This window comes from Actinomyces sp. 2119 (genome assembly GCF_003591215.1).
GTDB lineage: Bacteria > Actinomycetota > Actinomycetes > Actinomycetales > Actinomycetaceae > Actinomyces > Actinomyces lilanjuaniae.
Genome location: NZ_QYRR01000002.1, coordinates 322,577 through 343,669, shown reverse-complemented (window position 1 = coordinate 343,669; position 21,093 = coordinate 322,577). Strand labels below are relative to the sequence as shown.

The following is a 21,093-nucleotide window of genomic DNA, read 5'->3' as shown; positions in this document are numbered from 1 at the left end:
AAGCACGCAGAAGTTTGCGGGGGACGGGGCATTGCAGGGTATGAGGGCTCCAGGGTGCGCGTCCTGGCCCCGGCACAGGACCTCGCTGCGGCAACCCTGTGAAGAACGGCCGCGTCATGCGTCCTGTGGTGACTGGTCACAGCCGTGAGCAGGAGGCGCGCACGGATCGGAGGCAGGACGGGCACCGCAGTGCCCGGGCGAGACTCGGACAGGACGCAGTCCAGACCTGGGCCAGACCTGAACCAGACCCGGGCCAGGCCTGGTCCAGAAGCGGGCAGGACGCGCAAAGGCACGGAAAATATGGGAAAAGGCGCGGAAAAGACGGGGAAAAGACGTAGCAACCTGGTGCAACCACGGCCGCGCAGTGTGATGATAGGGCCATGAGCCCCACAAGCTCCGTGACCCCTGAGCAGGACACCGGCCGCCCGGCAGCGTACTTTGATCTTGACAAGACCATCCTGGCGACCTCCACCGCCTTTGCCCTGAGCACACCGATGCACCGCTCGGGCCTGCTGTCCACCGTGGCCCTGGCCCGTGGTGTCGTGGCTCAGCTGCCCTACCTGCTGATAGGAGCAGGCGCCTCCCGTACGAACCGCCTCATGGACCGCCTGGCGACCCTGACCGCCGGAGTGCCACGCAGGCGGCTGCAGGAGGTTGTCGAGGGCGCGCTGGCCACCGCTATCGAGCCCGCCGTCTACGCCGAGGCGCTCGACCTCATCGCCGGGCACCGCCAGGCCGGTCACGACGTCGTCGTCGTCTCCGCCTCCCTGGCCGAGATCGTCGAGCCAGTCGCCCGGGTGCTCGGAGCCGACCGGGCCGTGGCGACCACCCTGGAGGTGGACGCCGACGGCCGCTTCACCGGGCGCATCCGGCGCCGCCTCCTCCACGAGGAGAAGAGCCGCGCCCTGATGGAGGACGCCCAGACCCACGGCGTGGACCTCACTCGCTCCTGGGCCTACTCGGACTCCTCCTCCGACGAGCCGATGCTGACCGCCGTCGGGCACCCTGTCGCCGTCAACCCTGACCGGAGCCTGAGGAGGCTGGCTGAGTCCCGGGGCTGGCCGGTACGAGACTTTGAGCGGCCCGTCACGCTGCGTACCACGTGGCAGTCCCGCTGGCCCGCCCTGCCGCGTCCCCGCGGCCCCCTGCCCAGCGCGCTGGCAGGCAGTCTCTGCGTGCTGGCAACCGCTGGCACCACAGCCTGGCTGGTGGCCCGCCGCCCGGGGTGAGGGCACCTGAGCCTGCTGGTCCACAGTCAGGTCCGCCGGGCTAGCCCGCCTTCCAGGTCCCAGCCTGCACCGCCCGGCACAGGGACTCTGCCTCCTCCAGGCCATGGAGAATCGCCTCGGCCTGCCACTGCACCCAGGACACCACCCCGTCCAGGCTGCCGGAGGCGTAGGCGCTCAGCGCCTCGGCGTAGGACGCCGGAGACCGGGCGGCCCACAGGTCCGTCACAGCCGTCCCCGTGGGCTCTAGGCCGTCACGAGTGACGAGGTGGCGGGCGAGGAGCCTGCCGAGGGCGGCACTGCCCACGGTGAAGGGTCGTACCACCGCTGTCTCCGCGTGAACGACTGCGGCTCGCACCAGGGCCGGGGCACCGGGAACGTCCACCATATCTATCAGCGCACCGACCCGGGTGACCAGCTCCTCCCCCTGCGGGGCCTGAATCGACCCGCCTTCCCGGGGGAGCGCGCCGGGCGCGCGTGGTGCGGCGACGTCCTCCAGAGCGATCTGGCCGCAGGCCGCCAGCGGTGCGGTCACGTCACGGTGCAGCGCAGCCAGCAGTCCCCGCGCCGGGGGAGCGGACGGACGTCCGGCTCCGACCAGGTCTGGCATCCACCCCACCACTCGGCTCCCTGCGCGCCACAGGCCTGCCACCGCGTCCAGGGCCGGGTCGCCCGTGGTCACCTCCTCCAACCCCGCCACCACATGCTCACGCAGCACGTCGACAGGCACCACTACACCATCCACGCCCCCCGAGGCGGCCGCGCAGCGCACGGACGCCTCAGCCCGCGCCTCGCGCCACCGGCGCCTCAGGGCCTCGTGCCATCTCAGCCTGGCTGAGGCCTCACGGACGACCTCCTCAGCCCGCGCTACCCGCCGGTCACCCGCGATGGCCTCCAGGGCGGCCAGTACTGCTGGACCCCCGGCGGCCTCGACCCCTTCCCGGGAAACCCGGGAAAACCGTCTAGCGGAGGTGGGAGCCGACTCCGGCTCCACCCTGTCGCGAATGTGCCTACGACCGGCGGAAGGGCTCGTCGTACTGTTCACAGCGTCACTGTCGCACACGGCGCAAGCCAGCACCGCCTGCGCGCAGAGACTGCAGGACCCACCAGGCAGCCAGGCCAGGGCAACAGGCCCGAGGCGACCTCCCTCGACCAATAAGCACGAGTTTGCACGTTTTCAACTGAACCGAGACTCGGGGGCTCATCCAGATCCGCGCCACCACGCCATCCGTTAGCATAACGGCAGAGATCTCATTGTGATCATCTGCAACAGGTAACGGGTGTAAGCACCCGTGCCAGGCCTGCGGAAGGCCTCCGGAGGGGACAGCGTGTCCTCGCGCCGCCAGCGCCCCTCTAGACTACTCTCGATGAGTACCTCCCCCTCCCTTCACTATCTTGCGCAGCCACCGGTGCCGCCCCCCGGCACTGGCACGGCTGCCGCTCCGCGGGGCCGACGCCGCGACCACGCCCTGGCCGTAGGCATCGGCACCGTTCTGACCCCGGTCTCCCTGACGGTCATCGGCCTGGCTGCTACCAGGGACGCCTCAGGCCTGGTCCTCCAGTCCGTCCTTATGCTGGCGGTCTTTGGTGCCCTGTGCGCCTCAGCTGCCACCTTCTTCGCGGCCCGCTCCTCGGCGGGAGCCCTGGCCACCGGATTGACAGCCCTCCTGGCCCAGATGGTGATCCTGCTGGCCCCCGGGCACATTGTCACTATCTCCGCGCCCTGGTCCAGGCCTCTCGCCCACACCTGGATGGTGCTGGTCATGGCAGGCCTATGGCTAGGTGGAGCCTGGGGGATGCGCCTAGCCCGTCGCGGAGGGCACGTCCAGGGCCGCCTGGCCTTCAGGCTCACGCAGTCGGACAAGGAGGTCGGCACGACGCCGACGCCACCTCCCTCCCGGCGACGCGACCACCTTGCCTCGCTTCCCTGGGTCCTGGGCAGCCTCGTCCTGACCGCTGCCATCTTGAGCAGGTACTACCGGATCGCTGTCTCCCCCGGCGTGCACCTGAGCCTGGTGACCACCGCCAGCATCCTGGCAGCGCTGGCCCTGCTGGTGGCCGCGGGGGCGTCTGTCGGCCGTTCGACCCTGGGCGCACGGGTCACCGGGCTGCTCCTTGTCCTCGTCTCGCTGCCACCTCTGATCAGCACCGCCGTTGCTGAGAGATGGCCTGTGCACCACCTGCTGCCGCGTGGTCCGGGCCCCGTCGTCACGGCCGCTATCGGCCTGACCCTCCTGGTCCTGGGCTGGGGCGGGCACGCCGCCCGTCGCCAGGCGCGCACGAGAGAGCTGGACGCTCTGCGCGCTAGTCACCAGGAGCCCTGACAGGCCCCTGACCGCAGGGGCCTGCCGCACGCGCGGGGAGTGCAGCGCTGCTGTACTCCCCGGGTCACTCGTGACGGCGTCACGCACAGCTCCCACAGGCCAGTACTCGCCTCAGGAACACAGACCTGGCACCATATGCCACGAGGCCGACGTCAGCCGACGCCGCGCCACCCGACGGAAGGAGGCACCACCATGGGACTTGAGGACCTGACGAAGAAGGCCAGCGAGGCTCTGGGCTCCGACAAGGCGGAGGAGATCAGCGACAAGACGCTCAACACTGCTGCGGGTGTCGCTAAGAAGGTGACCGGCGGCAAGGCTGACGCCACGATCGACTCTGTTCGCGACGCCGCCGACAGAAAGATCGGCCGCGACTGAGACCCTGAGCCAGGAATCGCGGTCTTCTGATCGCAGGGCGAGTGCCCCGCACCTTCCGGTGCGGGGCACTCGTGCTGTCGCCAAGGCTTGCGAAGGCCCCACACGGGCACCGACAGCGCTGCAAGCACTGCTGAACTGACTTCCTCCTCACCCGGCTCCTGTCGGCCTTCTGTCCTGTCAGGCTCGCTGACGCACCCCTCGGGACAGCCCTAGGACAGTGACGGCAAGACCGGTGACACCGCACAGCAGCGCCCCCAGCAGCATGGCACCAGCCATCACAAGACGGTCGGTGCGCAGCGGCGGCCCCACAAGCATCCCCTCGGTGCCACCCTCACAGCGCACCGTGTAGGTCCCGCTGGTAGAGGCGGTGAACCGGGCATAGGGAATACCCTGCTCCGGCACGCTCTTGGAGACTGCGGCCCCGTCAGGGCCGGTAACCGTGCACTCCGTGGTCTGCTCCTGGGAGCCGGAGTAGACCATGGCCTGGGTCCCCTCCTGAAGGTAGACGGCCCCCGACGTCCCTAGGACCGTCGTCTCCGCACCACTCCAGTCCACGGCCAGGCGGAACGCGCCAGCCACGAGAACCAAGGGCACGACCAGCATCAGCACCAGCCCGACGGCCACCGTACGCCACCGGCCGCGCCCTGCGCTCCTGCGAACCGAACGCTCACTACGGCGGCTGTCCGACCTGCTGGTCCAGCGCTCCAGGCTCACGCCACCTGGTGGCGAGACCCACCCGGAGGAGGCCTGGACGGCTGCGGGCAGCGTATGCGTCGCCTGCTCCCCACCAGCGGGGTCAGGAGCCGTCCCAGCAGGCTCGATACCCTGCTCAGCCAGAACCGCCGCCAGCTCATCAGGGCTGACACGCCTACCGTAGCGAGGCTGGCCGTCGTCGGTCTCGAAGGAGCTCACAGCGTGCTCCTCATGCGCTTGTACCTGTCATGTGCTCATAGGGCTGCGGCAGGCCGCCTCAGGAGCGCGCCCCGATCCTGACCGAGCTGCGCACGAGCTCGACGAAGAGACGAACGAGCAGGATCAGGGTCACGTTCCAGGGGGCGCGCATGAGCAGGTCGACCACGAACTCGCTGAAGCTGAACTCAGTCTCGTAGGTGCGGGAGTTGAAGTGGTTGGCCCCCGCGTTGTAGCCCGAGTAGAGCCAGTTCACGACGATAGCGACGACAGCCACGACAAGGACAGCCCTCCCGTATCGCTCCACGTAGCCCTTTGAGGTGTCGAAGAGGTTCCCGAAGAAGGAGTCAGGGGCCTGGGGCGGGTAGGGCTGGCCCGGCGCCCCGGCTCCCGGCGCGGGAGCGCTGACGGTAGGGGCCGCCTGGAACTGCTGGGATGGGTAGGGCTGGCCAGGAGCGGGGGCCGAGGGTGCCGAGGGCTGCTGAGGGTAGTAGGGCTGGCCAGGGACAGGGGACTGGGTCATGACGAGGTCTCTTCCTTTGCTATCAGGGACACGGGCACACTACCGTGCCCCCAGGTCAGGACGAAAGCCGGGCGACAGCTCTCACACCTGGCAGACCTGGCACAGCCGTGGTACCGAAGAGTGCCGGAGGGTACCGTCGGATACGGCGCCGCAGCCGGGGCTAGCCGGGGCTACAGCAGCTCGATCCACCGCTCTACGGTCTCGACCTGGCTGTCAGTGACCTCCTGGCCGGAGAGGTCCACAAGCGCGACCTGCGACCCTCTGCCTACCGCCCAGGTGGTCCCCCTGCTCTCATAGGGCCACGAGGTCTGGTAGTCCTGACGTGCCAGGAGAGTGCTCCCGTCGGACAGCGCCGTACGCTCCCCGACAGGACGGTAGCCGCGGGTGACGGCGCGGGCAGCGTTCATTGCCAGGTCCAGGGCCTGGTACACGTCGGCAGCGGTCACGGACTGGGCCGTCATGAGCACGCTGGAGCTGTCCGAGGGATCTGTCCACCGCGTGGTCCACAGACCAGACTGGGGCACGGTCCGGTCCCAGCCGGAGGGGACCGCCAGGGCGAGGCTGCCGTCCTGCGGCCTGTCCCACCCGGCCCCGGGGCCGGGACCGGAGGAGCACCCCGCCACCACCGTGGCCGCCAGGCCAGCCGAGGCGCTCAGAGCCGCCGCGATCCCGGCCCTTCTTGAGGAGCGCGTCATGACTGCCTCCTGACGAGGTCCAGGGTGTCCTCGACGCCGTTGCGCAGCCCGTCGTCGGTATAGGTCCCCAGCAGAGTCACCACACCCGCGCCGACACCTGAGGCAAGAATCCACGTCCAGCCGCACCACAGGCCCTCAGGCCCCCAGGAGAAGGCGGTGCGTTCCACAGCCGTGCCGCTGTCACGCTGCCAGGAGACACGGGCGAGCTGGGCGTAGCCGGTAACGAGCCCGGCCACAGCCAGGTCCACCGTCTGCCTAAGGCCGTCGGCAGTCGTGGTGGTGTCCAGCGCGGAGACCATGAGCCGCTGGTCAAAGCCCTCCTGGGAGGAGGCGGCCATGTCGTAGGACACCGTGTACGGTCCCCAGTCGCGGTGGGGCGTGGGCCCCTCCATGGCGGACAGCAGGCTGAAGGAGATCCCGGAGACGTTGACCGGGGTCCAGTCCGTGGGCTGCTCCTGGGGGCCTGGGGAGGGGTCATGAGGCTGGGCCACCTCGGCCACGGCCTGCATCGCGTCGTTGGGGGCGGTCTCCTCCGAGCGGGCACAGGCAGAAACCATCCCCGCTGCCGCGCCCCCGGCCCCCGAGACCAGCAGGCTGCGGCGGCGCACAGCCTGCCGCTGGCCTGCGGCCCCACGCCCTGGCACGGACCCGGCCGGGTTCTCCCCGCGCCTCATACCGGGCTCACCACGACCGACTCCAGGACCGCCTCGGCCTGCTCCAGGCTGCTCGTACTGGTCGAGTCCGCCAGCACGTACACGCCATAGCTGTAGCCCTGCGTCCCGTCAACAATAACGGCGGCACCGGCGACAGCTACCGTGCCCGGGCGCGACTCCCGGGACCACGGAGCAGGTCCCGAGGACTCCCACCTCAGCAAGGCCGCCTCATCCGCTCCCTCGACGCTCACCTCCTCCGTACTGGCCTCCACCCCCTGTTTCTCCAGGGTCTCCTGCTGCGAGGCAAGAACGTCGGAGGCCGACACGGAGCCGTCCGCGTAGTACTCGACGTCAACCGTGAGCGCGGCAGAGGCGGAGTCGTAGTAGATCTGACGCATACCGTCCTCGTAGACGGTGGTCTGCGCAGTGGTGGCGTCTGCGGGGACGCGGAGCATGAGCCCTGGAGCGGGCAGCAGGACCATCATGGCATTCGTCGCAGCATCTGTGGCAGCGTCCGCAGGGCCGGGCTGCGTCTGCGGGGACGTGGAGCTGCCCGTACTTCCGGACCCCGGGGACGAGGCCTGCGACGTCCCCGGAGCGGCTGAGGCGGCCTGCGACGCATCGGCACCCGCCTGCGTCCGCGAGGATGACGCACCAGCCTCCTGCCCGCCGGAGCAGCCCGCAGCCACCAGGACGGCTGCGAGCACGACGACAGGCAACATTACGGGAAAAGTCGCGGGAAAAACTATGGAATGGGCCGTAGGGGGATCCGCGGGAAGAACCGTGCGCGGAGCTGTGGAAGGAGACGCGTGCGGCTGCCCCCGCCCGAGGCCGCGCCTCATGGCTGGAGCTCCTGGGTGGCGAGCTGGTCGCGGCCCTGGGCCAGCTGGTTCGCGCTCCACCCGGGAGTCACCGCCTCCGGCCCCCCGTTGTCAGTCACCGCTGTGCCCTCCAGGACCTGCTGGGTGGTGGTCGCCTGGAGCGCGATGACCTCGGCAAGCCCCTCACCCGGGTCGGCGGAGGGGCTCAGCGCCGTCAGCGGGACAGACAGGCCACCCGAGGACAGGCTCGCGTGACGCGCGTAGGCGGTGACGAGTCCACGCTCGGAGTCGCTGAGCACGGGGACCTCCAGCCTGGTGGTGACCACGGTGGTCACCACCGTTCCCGGATCGACCCCGTCAATGCCCTCCTCTGCGGCGCCCTCAGCTGCGTGGGTGACAACGAGGCTGTCCAGGTCACCGCCGCTGTCATAGGTGAGGGTCAGCAGCCCCACGCAGATACGCTCCCCCTCCGGCGGCGCTGTGGTGCCGAAGGCGGCCCAGGCGTCCTCCTCATCCGGCGCAGGGGGAAGGACCTGTGCGGTGTAGGACAGGGTGTGTGAGACGGTACCGGTGCCGTCAGGCTCCAGGGAGCTGGCACGCTGATAGCCCACGGCATCGCCGGAGGCTGACACGACTGCCTGCGAGGAGTCAGGGGTCCCGGTAGCGGTGGGCTGGGGGGTCTTGGTGTCCTCCGGCTCCCCGGCGACGTCGGGGTCCTGCCCGCCCCCGGTCGTCTCACCAGCACCCGAGGCCTGCGCCGCCTGCGGATCCGGTGAGCCTGTCGGTCCAGCCTGGTCGTCGGAGGGGGCCGGGTCGGCGTAGTCCTGGGCGGCCGACAGGGAGATGGTCACCCCCGAGGACTCCACCGACGGGTCGAGCCCGCCGCTGGCCAGGGGGTGCCCGGGACGGACCCGGCCCGTCCCGGCGTTGTCCTCCTGGGTCAGGTCCGACCCGGTGCCCGACTGGCTACCGTCACACGACCCTGCGGCCGCGCACGCCTGCGCATCTGCTCTCAGCAGCGCTGTCACCTGGGCGCCCAGAGGATCACCCTGGGAGGTGGCGGAGCCCGCGGAGGAGCCGGGGTAGCCGGTGGACAGCTGGCGTGTGGTCGCAGCCACCGCCTCAGCGCCGGAGTCGGCCGCGTCATCCGCTACGGCTACCGGCGTCGTCCCGGTGGCAAGGGCTCCCGCCGCCAGTCCCACAGTCACCAGGACCCGAAGCACCGCCTGGCGGTGAGCGGCTCGCCCCCTGCTGGTGGCAAGGCACCGGGCAGGGAGCAACCGCACCAGCCAGGGAGAGCGCTGGGAGGAGCATCGTGGAGACCGTTGCGCCTGGGGAGGACGACGCATGCAGCGTTCCTTTCGTCGACAGCAGGAAGCAGGGACTTCCTGACACCCGCGCGATGCAGGGTCGTGACCCGCAGGCAGTCTAGGGTCACCTCAGCTCCCTGTCCACAGGAAGCCGCCCCGTCCGGCAGGCTCCGGTAGGCGCTGCCGCTGCGACCGGGGTGGCGGCACACGCCCCCCCGACCAGAGGCGACGACTGACCCAGGCCCCCGGGCAGCCCCGGGATCAGCGCACCAGCCTGGTGGAGACTGTCGCCTTCTCAGCCATGCCCTCGGGCACCGTGAAGGGGGTAGGTGGTGCCGAGGAACCGCTCGTGGAGGTCGAGGTCTTGCCCGGCTTAGCGGTCACACAGGTGCCGCCGATATCGAAGCCGACCTTGCCCCCGCTGAGGCAGGCGCCCTCCTCCAGGACCACCTCAGCGGTGGCCGAGGCAGTCATCGTCTCACCTGTGGCCTCCACGGGGGTGTCCGTCTCTACGCTCACAGTGACCTGCCTGCGGGCGGAGTCGATGGACAGCGACGTCAGGGTCGCACCGTTGCGGGAGGCGTAGCGGCTGGCGGCGCCCCTGACCCCAGCCCCGGCGAAGGAGCCGATGCCGCTGCCGGCGGCCCCCCACAGCCCGTCATCATCGTCAGCCCCGTAGGCGTCGTCATACATGGACTCGATCGAGTCCGCCCAGGCCTGGGCGGCGGCCAGGGCGGCGGCATCAGCAGCGGTGGTAGCGTCACGCCGGTGGAGGGTGACGTCACCCAGGCCTGCCATGAGAGCCAGCGCCACCGTCGCCAGGACCGCGCAGGCCACGCTCACGTAGGGCAGGATGCTGCCCCGCTCGCTACCCGGCCTACCACGGCGAGCCCGCCGGGGTCGTCCGAGCAGCCGGGACACCACCGGGGGCAGCAGGGAGGAACGCACCCGCATCAGCTCCTTACCAGCACCATCAGGGAACACGCCGCCGGGGCACGGAGGCGGCAGCGCGCGGCGAGGTGCCGCCCCGCAGCGCCCCCCGCACCGTCCGTCACGACTGCCGCCAGTCAACCACGCCCAGCTCCGGCGGCACAGGGGCGAGCGCCCCATAACTTCAGTCCTGGCGGCCCTTGGGCCTGCGGCACCGGGCTCAGCGCCCGGCGGCGCCCCGGCGCACCAGCCAGACCAGCAGGGCACCGGCACACGACCCCAGGACCCCGGTGGCCACGAGCTGGAGCGCCACCTGCTCGTACCGGGGGAACACCTCCAGGGACATCTGCGCCACCGCGTTCGCGAAGTACACGATCGGGACGGGCAGCACGCACCCCGTCGAGCGCAAGGTGAGGAGCAGGCGGTCTTCTCAGGCCTCGACGACGGGGACGTCGGTGAGGCGGAAGGCGTAGTCGCCGTCCTCGGTGCGGCTCTCGTGGTCCAGGACCACCGTGTCCTGGCCCGTGTCCGGCCAGGCCACGCACACCCGGGTCACCATCCCCTCCTTGAGACCAAACCCCAGACCACGCTCGGTCAGGGGGGTGTACTTGTCCCCCCCGGGAGGCAGGTAGTCCGTGGGGAAGACCCGCTCCCCACCCGATAGCAGCGTCAGACCACTGGCGGCCGCGGTGGTGTCTAAAGCAACCCCCTCTCCCCGAGGGTTGGACAAGGCTTTCGCCCGCTCGTCGCCCAGCCACGCCCCCAGGAAGGTGCTGCCGCTGTCGCCGGTTCCGCCCGGTCCGGCGGTGAGCTCGAGCTCGCCCAGCAGGAAGCCCCCCGCCCGGGTCACCTGCTCCAGGACCACACTCAGCTCACCGTCACCCTTGCGCCCGGGGACCGTGACCCCCTCCGGTCCCCGGCCCACCGGACCGTAGGCCTCCGGCAGCCCACCAGACCCAGACGCCGAGGGATCAGCCGAGGCGGAGGGGGCGGCGCTGCTAGCACTGTCCTGGCTGTCGGTGCCCTCGGTGGGGGTCAGGGTGATCTCCACCCGTCGGTTGGCTGCCCGCGCCTGGTCGTCAGTACCCTCCACCGCAGGCTCGGACTCCCCCTTGCCCGTCACATCTACATCCCAGGAGCCTAGGTCCACCAGGTCGCCCAGCCGGTCCGACACCGCCTGGGCCCGCTCCTCCGACAGGCCCTGGTTGTAGTCCTCCTCGTCCACGTCATCCGTGTGGCCCACGATACTCAGGCTGCCCCCGCCCGGGTAGCGCCTCACCTGCTCAGCCACCACCTCCAGCTGGGAGCCCGCCTCACTGGTCAGCTCGGCCGAGTCCGACTCAAAGGTCACGTCACTGGCCAGGGTCACCACCACCTCCTCCTGGGTGGTCAGCGTCGAGGAGGACTCGTCCAGCGCCCGCGTAAAGGTCTCCAGCCCCACCGGCCCCGCCAGGGAGGAGTCCGTGCCCATCTCCTCCAGCGCGGCCTCCACCTCCTCCAGGTCCACACCGGCATCAGCCGCCTGCTCCCGGTCCACTACCTCGACCTGAACGAACCCCGCCATCGGCACAAACACCCACACCGTCTCCACGTCCACCGCCCCGAACGGCACGTACGCCACCCCCGGCTCCCCCGCAGCCAGCATGATGGCAGCACCGGGCTTGTCGTGGGTCGGCACCCACACCCGCCCCCCGTCCAGGTCAGCCACACGAGTGCCCACCGCCCCAGTTGAGTTAAAGAAGTCGTCACTGAGGTAGAGACTGACCCACAGCAGGTTGTCGCTGCTGCCGTTCCCCTCCTCCACAGCCATGTCGTCCTCGGCGCGCGTCAGCTCCAGCACCACCACCGAGGCCTCCTCCGAGACCCGCACCACCGGGGAGACCCCCACCGTGACCCGGTGCCCCGCCATACGGGCCTCCGCCTCCTGCGCCCCTACCAGGGCAGAGTGCCCGGTTGAGGAAGCCCCGCCCGACGCCTCATCAGAGGACCGCCCTGATGACCCACCAGCACCCGACGAGCTCTCAGGCCCCCCTGACCCTCCCGAACCTACGCACCCCGTCATCACTGCACCAGCCCCAGCCAGCACCGGCACCATCAGCAGCGAACGACGACGCACCATGAGGACCCCCAAACAAGGAGCTACGGGCAGAAGCCCGGGAGACGAACCACGGACAAGGCAATATCACGCAACCATAACACCATACGACTGGGCGCACCCGGCCTGCCGGGTGCGCCCAGTCGTATAGGCAGAAAGAGGCTCACAGACCCTCGATAGCCTCCTGGATCCTGGTCACGATAGCGTCGCCGATACCGCCACCACTGCCGCTAACAGCAGCGACGACAACAGCAATAATAGCTGCGACAACCAGGGCGATCCCGGCGTACTCGACCATGGACTGGCCCCGCTCGTCACGCAGGCCGGCAAAGGTCTGCTGGATACGGACCTGGAGACGAAGAAGTGAGTTGCTCATGATGTCCTCCAATCAGGTTAGGTCGGTCATAAACGGGAGCCGTGCTGCCCCCTTGACGCCGCCAACACTAGGAAGGCCTGTGCCCCGCCATGTAGGGGCGCCCGCCCCGTCTACCGCCCCCGACCTCGCCCCAACCAGGATGACACCGCCTGAGCCCGACTGTGCGCCCCGATCTTGGGGTAGGCCGCGTTGAGGTAGTTCTTGACCGTCCGCTCCGACAGGAACAGCCGGGTCGCAATCTCCCGGTTGGACAGGCCGGAGGCCGCCATGTCCAAGATCTCCGCCTCACGTTCACTCACCTGCTCCCGCAGGGGGTTGGGCGGGACATAGTTCTCCGGGTTGAGGACCACGTCGGCTGCCTCCCGCCCCAGTACCAGCCCACCGCGCTGGCACGTCTCAATGGCGCCGGCGACCTCGTTGGCTCCCAGCTGGCCGTGCACCAGGTAGCCCCGGGCACCGGCGTCCAGAGCCTGGCGGATGAGCTCGGGGTCCTGGTTAGAGGTGAGCATGATGACCGACATGCGTCCCACCAGCTCAGGGAGGATGTCCAGGCCGCTGCGGCCCGGCATGGAGACGTCCAGCAGGACGATATCGGGCGAGTGCACCGCGGCTGTCTCCAGGGCCTCGAAGGCGTCACCGGCCTGAAGCACCTGCGTCACCGAGTCCACCCGCTCCAGCACCGCCTGCAGCCCCGCCCGCACGATCGGGTTGTCGTCCACGACCATGATCCTCATACCTGTCTGCCTCCACTCTCTGTCAGTGCCGTCATCGGCACGCTCATCCGGGTCCGTACACCGACACCCGGCTCTGGCTGGGACTCGATAGTCAGCCGGGCACCCAGCTGCCCGGCACGCTCACGCATACCCGCCACCCCGTAGTGGCCCCCCGACGGCGGAGTCGTCAGGTCCTGGCCACCCAGGCCGACGCCGTCGTCACTGACCTCCAGGTGCAGCGCGCCGTCCTCCACCCAGGCGCAGAAGTCCACGCACTGCGCCTGTGCGTGCTTCTCCGTGTTGGCCAGCACCTCACCAAGCACACGCTGGATCTGCCACATCGCCTCCGCCCGGCAGGCCACCCGGGGTGGAGCCTGCCCGCGGCGGCAGGTCACCTCAATGCCGGTGCGCTCGCTCCAGCGCACGACCTCCTGGGTCAGGGCACCCACGACGTCGTCCTCACCGCTGGCCCGCAGGCCGTCCAGCACCAGGCGGGCCTCCCGGCTGGCCTCGTCGGCGGAGTCGAGCAGGACACGGCTGAGACCGACGTCGTGGTGGTTCTCCGAGGCCAGCGAGTCGTGCAGGGACTCTGCCAGCATCCGGATGCCGTGGACGCTCTTGGCCAGGGAGTCGTGCAGGTCCCGGGCGATGGTGAGGCGCTCTGCCAGCGCCCTCTCCTCCGCCCGGGTCGCAGCCACCTCCGCCGACAGGCGGCTGGCCTCCCGGACCTGAGTGCGCAGCCGGTCCCCCAGGAGCACACAGGCCGCGACACCCAGCACCGAGGCCACCAGGACCACCGAGGAGAGCTCCTCCTGGCCGGTGCGGACCAGGGCCAGGGCGCTCACCACGCCTGAGGTCCACACGGCGGCCTGCACCGCCCGCAGGACGATGCCCACCAGTAGCGCCGAGGCCAGGACGTAGGGCACCACCAGGTGAAAGGCGTTCTCGAAGGCCCCGGACAGCAGCAGGACGGTGAGGACTGTCACCAGGAGGTCCGCGCACGGGAACCACCACCCCTGCCCCAGGGTCTCCGGCCACCTGCGCAGCAGGTACAGCGGCACCCAGCCCATAACCATAGCGGCCAGCAGGACAACCATGATGCGGGGCGAGGACCCCGTCAGGATCAGCCCGACCTCGCAGGCGAACAGCAGTCCCAGCCGCACGTCGCACACCAGTCCCACGGTGGTGCGCATGCTGCGGCCCTGCACCACCGCCGCCAGCGGGGAGTCAGCCGCCTCCGTCACCCCAGCACCTGGCATCGCACCTGACATGTCACCCACCCAGGAGTCCGGAGATCATGTCCCGGTTGGCGTAGAGCATGCCCCCCATCATGAGGATCATGGTGCCGGGGAGCATGGTCGCCGAGGCAATGAGGGACACCTGGGGAGCCGTGCGAGCCGCCTCCCGGCGCACCTGCTCCGCCCGCTCACGCCGGATCTCCTTGACGATCCCCTGGAGGGCCTCACCAATGGGGGTTCCCAGCTCCTCCGACTGGAGCAGAGCCGTGACAAAAGTATCAATGCTCTCGGAGCGGCAGCGCTGTCTCACCGCGGTAAAAGCATCCCGCCGGGAGACCCCCAGGCGCATCTCGTGGAGCGCTGTACGCATCTCCTCCGATACCGGGCCCTCAAAGTGGTCACACACGCGCTCCAGGGCGTTGCGGAAGGGGGTGCCCGAACGCACCGTCACCGCCAGGACGTCCAGGAAGTCGGGCAGGTCCCGCTCGATCGCCTTCCGACGCGTCCGGACAGCCTGGGCCAGCCACAGGTACATCCACCCGGAGAAGACAGCCGCCATCACGACACCTATCAGCAGCTGCCCCATGAGGGCACAAAACAGGAAGAGCACCGTACTGAGGAGGATAAACCCCGCCTCCCGTTGGATAAAGAGGTCGAGGTGCAGCCCCTCCGGGTTGCCCGCGCCCCGGAGCCTGCGGTCCAGGGCGCGCAGCCGGACCGGACCGTAGACCCGGCGCAGCGTGCGCTGCCCCCTGACCCCCAGGGCGTCAATGAGCCTGACGAAGGCGCTCTCCCGCTGGGGCTCCTCGGCCTGGGCCGCGAGGTCGTCACGCAGGTAGGCAGCCCCGTCCTCCCGGACCATGCGGATGCCCTGCGCCGCCCCGAGCACCAGGAGCGCGCCCACCAGCCCCGCCACCACGGCTACCACCTCACACCTCCACCCGGGAGACCAGCCTCATGAGCAGCGCCCCCAGACCGAAGAAGACCAGTGCGCCTCCCAGGATGACGCGGCCAATGAGGGTGGAGGCCATGTCATCCAGGATTCCGGGCTCCATGAGGTTGAGCAGCACCACGCTGCCCACCCCCAGCACCGGGACGATGTAGCCGCCGATGGCGGAGCCGAGGATGGCAGTGCGCACCTCCCGGTGCAGCTGCTTGCGCTCCTCCAGGGCCAGGGCGATGTCCTGCAGGGCGGAGACCAGGGCGCCACCGGACTTGGACTGGATGACCACGGTGCGCACCAGGACGTTGAGCTCACGGGAAGGCATGCGCCGGGCCAGGTTGCCCAGGGCGTCGTCAAGGGTGCGGCCCAGGGCGATCTCAGAGACCACCCGCCCCAGCTCGGTACTGGCGGGCACCGGTACCTCCCGAGCGGCCAGGCCCAGCGAGCGCTCCACAGACATCCCGGCAGACGTCCCGTTGGACAGCACCCGGGAGACCTCCGGGAGCTGGGCGATGAACTGCTCCGCTCGCCGGGCCGCACGGCGCTGCAGCCAGCGGAAGAAGACCAGCGGCACGGCCGCGGCAAGGACTCCCCCGGCGATCCGCCCCATGAGCGGGCGGGTACCGACATAGGTCACCGCAATCCCCGCGACCAGCGCCACCTCGACCAGGGCCTCGTCCCACCCCAGCCCGGCGGCGCTGATACGGCGGCGCAGCGCAGGACTCAGCGGCAGGCGGCGCAGCAGGGAGAGGAGCACCGACACCGGGCCCCGCCCCTGGGACTCGCCCCCTGCCCCCAGGCTGCGAGCCACCTCCTGACTGCGGCCCGCGCTGGCTCCCAGGGTGATCACCGCGGCGGCAGCCAGGCAAAGGGTCACCGTCACGCTGAGCAGGACAGGTCCCGGCTCGGTCATGAGGCCACCTCCCCTACTGTCAGGCCCGTAGGCAGGGAGTACCCGTGGCGCTGCACCCGGTGCGCCACGGCCTCTGGCAGCCTCAGGAGCTCGAAGCGCCCCTCCTCCCGGCCCCTGCCGTGGACGTAGCGCATGAGCGGGGAGGTGGCGTAGGCCTCCCGGTGACGTGAGGTCACCGCCTCGATGGTGCTGACCCGGCGGGCGCCCGAGGCGTCACGCTCCAGCTGGACGATGACGTCGATGGCCCCGTTGATCTGGTCCCGCACCGTCTCTACCGGCAGGGCCACCTCCGACATGGAGGCCAGCGTCTCCAGGCGGCTGAGCGCGTCCTGAGCCGAGTTGGCGTGCACCGTGGTAAGGGAGCCCTCGTGGCCGGTGTTCATCGCCTGGAGCATGTCCAGGGTCTCACCGCCACGGACCTCGCCGACGATGATCCGGTCGGGGCGCATACGCAGGGAGTTGCGCACCAGGTCACGGATAGCCACCTGGCCCTGACCCTCAATGTTGGGCGGGCGCGACTCCAGGCGCACGACGTGGGGCTGCTGGAGGGACAGCTCGGCCGCGTCCTCGATGGTGATGATGCGCTCCCTCTCCGAGATCATGCCGGACAGGGCGTTGAGGAACGTGGTCTTGCCCGATCCGGTCCCGCCGGAGACCAGGATGTTGAGCCGTGCTGCCACCAGGACCCCGAGCAGGTCGGCCGCCTCCTGGGGCAGGCTCTTGCGCGCCACCAGGTCCGCCAGGCGGAAGGGCTGGGGGAATCGGCGGATCGTGATCGTCGGCCCGTCCAGCGCCAGCGGGGGGATGATGACGTTGACCCTCTCACCCCCGGGCAGGCGGGCGTCCACCATGGGGCTGGACTCGTCCACGCGGCGGTTGACCGAGGAGACGATCCGGTCGATAAGCTGGTAGAGCTCCGCCTCTGAGGTGAAGCGGGTGGGAACCCGCTCGATGCGGCCCAGACGCTCCACAAAGACGTCCTCCACGCCGTTGACCATGATCTCGGTGATGCTGTGGTCAGCCACCAGCGGCTCCAGCACCCCCAGCCCCACGGCGTCGTCAATAACGCGCTTGATGAGCCACGCCCTGTCCCGGGAGGACATGACCGGCCCCTCCAGGGAGAGGACCCGGGAGAGCACCCGCTCCAGGCGGGCACGCTGCTGCGCCACCTCCAGCCCGGCTACCTCATCCAGGTCGATCTCCTCCAGGAGGCGGGCGCGGTAGGTCGCTACCAGCTCCTCTCGGCCGCCCACCTGCCGCCTGGCACCACCAGCCGACACCGCGCGGTCCCGCAGCGCCATCTCAGTCCTCCGGGAAGTAGGCGGTACGGCTCACCGTGACGTGCTCGGTGGTCAGCATCGGCAAGCCGATGGGGACCCTGGCCGTCACCTCCACGCAGTGGGCGGAGCCGCAGCCGTCCCTCACCGACTCCAGAGTGACCCAGCTAGGAAGCGAGCGCTCTGCGGCCACGGTCGCAGAACGCCCCAGCATCGCGGCCCGGGCACCGTCGCGGGCCGCCGCGCTGACAGAGGTCACGGTGGCGACGGCCAGGAACCCCTGGAGCAGCATGAGCAGCACCAGCACCACGATGGGGACAAAGGCGATCAGCTCGATGTCAAGGACACCGCTCTCGTCACGGCGCAGCCTCCTTAGCAGGCGTCCAGGACGAACCGTGCTCCTGGTCGTAGTGGTCGTCTCAGTCACCCTCTCACTCATCTTCTCAGCCTCCGTCTCGGTCACGGGGCCTGTCACCGGCCCAGTCGCGGGCATGGTCACGGGCATGGTCACGGGCATGGTCGCGGTCATGGCTGGGCCTCCCACACGATCCCGGCCCTGGCAGAGGTGCTCAGGTCCAGGACGGAGGGCACCGGGACGGTGGCCGTCACCTCACTGGAGGCGCTGCGCTCGATCCTGAGCCCCGAGCGGTAAGGAGCAGGCAGCCGGTCCCTCACCTCACGCTGGACCTCCGCCGTGCTCATGCCGGTCCCGTAGGCGTGGGCCGCCTCCTGTGCCGCGTGGTTGGCCATCATGTAGGACACTCCGTAGCCGAGCAGCTGGACGCACAGCAGCAGCGCGGCCGTAGCCAGGGCAAACACCACCGGGAACTCGACAATCACCTGTCCCCGCTGCCAGCGACGGCTCTTGGCACCGCGACGGCGCAGCCGCGAGCCCGGCGCCCCCGCGGCCTCCGGGGGAGGCGCTGAGGCGGCCGCGGCCCCGCTCAGGAGCAAGCTGGTCACGGGCTGGACCGCCTTGGCCAGGGCAGGCACCGTGGCGGTGAGCAATGTGGAGGAGTTCACCGCCACGTCCATCTGCGAGGTCAGGTCCGGGACAGAGGCCGCCAACGGAACCTCGGTCATCCGTGCCGCCATCCTGGGCTGGATCTCGCGCTGCCGGCCACTGCGATTCATCACCATCTCCACGATTCGTCCATGGGCAATGTCAAGTCGGGTGAACGCCTGCGTCAGGCGCCGCACTGAGCGCAGGGCCGGGGCGTCGGGGGTGGCCACCACAAGCACCCGGTCCGCGCAGTCCAGCGCCATGGCCAGGACGTCGTCCATGCGGCTGCCGCAGTCCAGGACCACGTGGTCGAACTGGTAGCGCAGCATGCTGATAATCTGGCGGGTGGCCGCCTCGGTCATAGCCTCCCCTGCCTCGCCGTGCTCCGGGGCAGGTAGCAGGGAGAGCCCGCCCGGCAGCGGGTACATGACCTCGGAGACCTCACGGGCGCTGGCCTCCGCCGCGATGTCTACCAGGTCGATGACCGAGCGCCGTACGGACAGGCCCGTCATCGCGGCCAGGTCTCCGCCTCGCACGTCCAGGTCCACCAGGCAGGTGCGGACGTGCTGGGCCAGCTGGGCGGCCGCTACCACCGCGATCGTCGAGGTGCCCACCCCGCCCTTGGCCCCGACCACGGCGGTGACGGTGCCCTGCCGCCGAGCGCCGGCCTCCTCCTGCGCTCCGACCTCACGTACCGCCTGGGACCAGGCGAGCACCGGCTGAAGGCGGCTGTAGAGCTCCTCCAGGGAGAGGGGGAGGGTGAGCACGCTGCGGGCACCCGCGTCCATGGCAGCGCTCAGGAGCTCGGTGCTGCGGCTGCGAGCCAGCAGGATGACCGGGACCAGGGGGTAGGAGCGGGCCACCTCCTGCACGACCGCGAGCGCGGAGACGTCGGCGAGGGCCTCGTCGACAAGGACGCAGGAGCCCTCGTCCGTATCCAGGTGCTCGCGCAGACGTGCCAGGGACTCCACCGCTGTGACCTCACCCAGCCCCTCGGCCTCTGCCACCGCCGCAGCCACCTGTCGACGCACAGCCTCCTCACTGGTCAGCAGGTACTGCATCACTGCTCGCCCTCCTCGTCCTCAGCCGGGGCGCCCATCGCGGTGTACTCTGGGTTGACGACCAGGCTGTCGTCGCCCTCGCGGCGCAGCAGGAGCCTCAGCTTGGTGGAGAAGCTCTCCCCGTAGGCCAGCTTGAGCGAGTCGTCCGGGGTCAGGGCGAAGGTGACCGGCACAGCCTCCGACTCGGTGAAGTCGCCGGAGTCGGACTCGTCCTCCACGGTGGTGGCCACCCCTACGTCAGTGACCAGGGCGTTCTGGATGATGACCTCGGCCGTGCGCTGCTCGGTGGTGGGGTCCTCCAGGGTGGTCACGACGTCTACCCGGGCACCGGAGGTGATCTTGCCGGCCACGCCGGTCTCCGCGTCCACCATGATCGTCACCTCCCGGTACCCCTCCGTCAGCTGTGGGGGGTCCTGGAGCATGCTGGCCTGGAGGACCGCCCCCTGGCTGTAGGAGGAAGCGGCCACCTTCCCCTGGAGCTCACTCAGGTCGTGGACCGCGTCGTCAGGGACCCAGCGCTGGGGTACCTCGACTGCCGTGACGTCCTCAGCCGTGACCTCCTGCAGCTCGTTGACGTCGCCAGACAGCTCCAGGACGGTGGTCACGGGACCGACCTGGGAGGACACGGACTGGACGTAGTTGAGCACCACCACGAAAGTGACCAGGGCGCCCAGGACCGTAGCGAGGATAAGCAGGACGCCGCGTCGTTGGCGTGGATTCATCGTGCCTCCTTTGGTGAGTGGGCAGCGGCAGGTGGCGGTGGCGCGGGGGCGGCAGGTTGCGGCGGCGGGACGGTAGGTGGTGGCACCGGAGCGGCATAGGGCACGGTCTCGTAGGGCCAGGTCCCGCACAGCAGGCAGCCCTCGGAGGTGGCCAGCTGCCCGCAGCGCGGACAGGCTGTCCGGGCAAAGCGCGCCAGCGCCTGGTTGACCAGAGGCTCCGGATCCGCGTCAAGCACCGTCAGCTCCGCCCAGGCCCGCGCCGGCCAGCGCCGGGATCGGGGCAGGACCGGTTCGCGGTGGATCCCAAGCCGGTCAAGGTTGCCAATGACCCGGCCCGAGTCGTCCTGGGCAGCCCAGAGCGCCAGGCGCGTCCCCCTGGGCAGCTCCCAGGTGAGGTCGTTGACCTTGGTGACCACCCCCCGGCCCAGGTCCAGGGCAAAACGTGTTCCTGGCAGCAGGCCCTGCACGTGCTGGCTGAGGCTGGGTGCCGGGCTGGTCAGCCCGCTGACGGACGTCAGCGCGACCCGGGTGCGTAGTGCGGGCGCAAGAGCGCTGACGACGACAGGGGCCTGGCCTAGCGCCCACGGACTGAGCCGGAGCAGGCAGTAGGCGAGCGCCCGGAACCGCGTCTCCGGCTCGTCAAGTGCCAGCACGCCCAGCGAGCCGTGGTTAAGGACGGCGCGAACCGTACGGGCCTCCTGCTCCTCCTCGCCGGTGCGGCACAGGAGGAGCGTGGGACCGTGGTCCTGGCCCGCGAGGACCTCAAGGACCTGGGACGCGGCCCGGTCACCGGTGTCACCACCCGGGGAGCGGGAGCCAGGGAGCACAAGCATCGTGTGGGGACTTTCTGTGTCGTTGCCGCACGCCGTGCGCGCAGCACCGTGGCCGTTTCAGTGAGCCACAGCCAATGGGATCTTTGGGAGGCAACTGGTAATCAGGCGCTTAGGAGGCGCCACCGAGATGATCTCCTGGTGAGTTCTCGGCGA

23 protein-coding genes are annotated in these 21,093 nt (G+C 70.0%); 3 read left to right on the top strand and 20 right to left on the bottom strand.

Going from position 1 to position 21,093, the window contains the following annotated elements; all coding sequences use genetic code 11:
- The first annotated feature begins 380 nt into the window (after positions 1-380).
- A complete protein-coding gene (locus D4740_RS03360) occupies positions 381-1,229 on the top strand; it encodes an HAD family phosphatase (RefSeq protein WP_119835504.1) in 849 nt (282 codons plus the stop codon).
- A gap of 40 nt (positions 1,230-1,269) precedes the next feature.
- Here the strand turns inward: D4740_RS03360 and D4740_RS03355 are convergent, their stop codons facing one another.
- Positions 1,270-2,271, bottom strand: coding sequence for a cell filamentation protein Fic (locus D4740_RS03355; protein ID WP_243106798.1), 1,002 nt, complete (start codon positions 2,269-2,271; stop codon positions 1,270-1,272).
- A 322-nt stretch (positions 2,272-2,593) separates the two neighbouring features.
- Between D4740_RS03355 and D4740_RS03350 the strand changes: the two genes are divergently transcribed.
- Both D4740_RS03350 and D4740_RS03345 read left to right on the top strand, forming a co-directional pair.
- A complete protein-coding gene (locus tag D4740_RS03350; protein ID WP_243106799.1) occupies positions 2,594-3,550 on the top strand; it encodes a hypothetical protein in 957 nt (318 codons plus the stop codon).
- A gap of 192 nt (positions 3,551-3,742) precedes the next feature.
- Entirely contained in the window at positions 3,743-3,925 is a 183-nt protein-coding gene (locus D4740_RS03345; protein ID WP_119835503.1) for an Rv0909 family putative TA system antitoxin, read from the top strand.
- Positions 3,926-4,102: 177 nt separating this feature from the next.
- On the opposite strand, the gene D4740_RS03340 is transcribed toward D4740_RS03345, so the two are convergent.
- The 19 genes from D4740_RS03340 to D4740_RS03250 form a co-directional block, all read right to left on the bottom strand.
- Entirely contained in the window at positions 4,103-4,837 is a 735-nt protein-coding gene (locus D4740_RS03340; protein ID WP_119835502.1) for a hypothetical protein, read from the bottom strand.
- A gap of 58 nt (positions 4,838-4,895) precedes the next feature.
- Positions 4,896-5,357, bottom strand: a complete 462-nt coding sequence (locus D4740_RS03335) for a collagen-like protein (protein ID WP_119835501.1) — start codon at positions 5,355-5,357, stop codon at positions 4,896-4,898.
- A gap of 170 nt (positions 5,358-5,527) precedes the next feature.
- Entirely contained in the window at positions 5,528-6,052 is a 525-nt protein-coding gene (locus D4740_RS03330) for a hypothetical protein (protein ID WP_119835500.1), read from the bottom strand.
- Entirely contained in the window at positions 6,049-6,726 is a 678-nt protein-coding gene (locus tag D4740_RS03325) for a hypothetical protein (RefSeq protein WP_259390638.1), read from the bottom strand. Before D4740_RS03325 ends, D4740_RS03330 begins: the two co-directional genes overlap by 4 nt.
- A complete protein-coding gene (locus tag D4740_RS03320; RefSeq protein ID WP_182911327.1) occupies positions 6,723-7,412 on the bottom strand; it encodes a hypothetical protein in 690 nt (229 codons plus the stop codon). Before D4740_RS03320 ends, D4740_RS03325 begins: the two co-directional genes overlap by 4 nt.
- Positions 7,413-7,543: 131 nt before the next feature.
- A complete protein-coding gene (locus D4740_RS03315) occupies positions 7,544-8,875 on the bottom strand; it encodes a hypothetical protein (RefSeq protein ID WP_259390637.1) in 1,332 nt (443 codons plus the stop codon).
- A gap of 222 nt (positions 8,876-9,097) precedes the next feature.
- Positions 9,098-9,790 (bottom strand): pilus assembly protein TadG-related protein, encoded by a 693-nt coding sequence (locus D4740_RS03310; RefSeq protein WP_162933968.1) that lies wholly within the window; start codon positions 9,788-9,790, stop codon positions 9,098-9,100.
- Between the two features lie 196 nt (positions 9,791-9,986).
- The gene (locus D4740_RS12825) at positions 9,987-10,157 is read right to left on the bottom strand and encodes a hypothetical protein (RefSeq protein WP_162933969.1); all 171 of its coding nucleotides are present in this window, start codon (positions 10,155-10,157) and stop codon (positions 9,987-9,989) included.
- Positions 10,158-10,196: 39 nt separating this feature from the next.
- On the bottom strand, positions 10,197-11,675 hold the full coding sequence (locus D4740_RS03305; RefSeq protein ID WP_259390634.1) for an OmpA family protein: 1,479 nt from the start codon (positions 11,673-11,675) through the stop codon (positions 10,197-10,199).
- A gap of 349 nt (positions 11,676-12,024) precedes the next feature.
- Positions 12,025-12,237 (bottom strand): hypothetical protein, encoded by a 213-nt coding sequence (locus D4740_RS03295; RefSeq protein WP_259390633.1) that lies wholly within the window; start codon positions 12,235-12,237, stop codon positions 12,025-12,027.
- A 110-nt stretch (positions 12,238-12,347) separates the two neighbouring features.
- Positions 12,348-12,971, bottom strand: coding sequence for a response regulator transcription factor (locus D4740_RS03290; RefSeq protein ID WP_119835496.1), 624 nt, complete (start codon positions 12,969-12,971; stop codon positions 12,348-12,350).
- Positions 12,968-14,221: a sensor histidine kinase gene (locus D4740_RS03285; RefSeq protein WP_259390632.1), complete on the bottom strand. Its 1,254-nt coding sequence runs from the start codon at positions 14,219-14,221 to the stop codon at positions 12,968-12,970. The genes D4740_RS03290 and D4740_RS03285 overlap by 4 nt, the downstream gene beginning before the upstream one ends.
- A 1-nt stretch (position 14,222) precedes the next feature.
- Positions 14,223-15,116: a type II secretion system F family protein gene (locus D4740_RS03280; protein WP_279221365.1), complete on the bottom strand. Its 894-nt coding sequence runs from the start codon at positions 15,114-15,116 to the stop codon at positions 14,223-14,225.
- Position 15,117: 1 nt separating this feature from the next.
- Positions 15,118-16,044, bottom strand: a complete 927-nt coding sequence (locus D4740_RS13420) for a type II secretion system F family protein (protein WP_119835495.1) — start codon at positions 16,042-16,044, stop codon at positions 15,118-15,120.
- Positions 16,041-17,345 carry a CpaF family protein gene (locus D4740_RS03270; RefSeq protein WP_119835494.1) on the bottom strand — a complete coding sequence of 435 codons (1,305 nt, stop codon included), beginning with the start codon at positions 17,343-17,345 and terminating at the stop codon, positions 16,041-16,043. Before D4740_RS03270 ends, D4740_RS13420 begins: the two co-directional genes overlap by 4 nt.
- Position 17,346: 1 nt before the next feature.
- Entirely contained in the window at positions 17,347-17,850 is a 504-nt protein-coding gene (locus D4740_RS03265; RefSeq protein WP_259390631.1) for a pilus assembly protein, read from the bottom strand.
- Positions 17,847-19,385, bottom strand: a complete 1,539-nt coding sequence (locus D4740_RS03260) for an AAA family ATPase (protein ID WP_119835493.1) — start codon at positions 19,383-19,385, stop codon at positions 17,847-17,849. Before D4740_RS03260 ends, D4740_RS03265 begins: the two co-directional genes overlap by 4 nt.
- A complete protein-coding gene (gene cpaB, locus D4740_RS03255) occupies positions 19,385-20,107 on the bottom strand; it encodes a Flp pilus assembly protein CpaB (RefSeq protein ID WP_119835492.1) in 723 nt (240 codons plus the stop codon). The genes D4740_RS03260 and cpaB overlap by 1 nt, the downstream gene beginning before the upstream one ends.
- Positions 20,104-20,940: a hypothetical protein gene (locus D4740_RS03250; protein WP_119835491.1), complete on the bottom strand. Its 837-nt coding sequence runs from the start codon at positions 20,938-20,940 to the stop codon at positions 20,104-20,106. Before D4740_RS03250 ends, cpaB begins: the two co-directional genes overlap by 4 nt.
- Between the last annotated feature and the right edge of the window lie 153 nt (positions 20,941-21,093).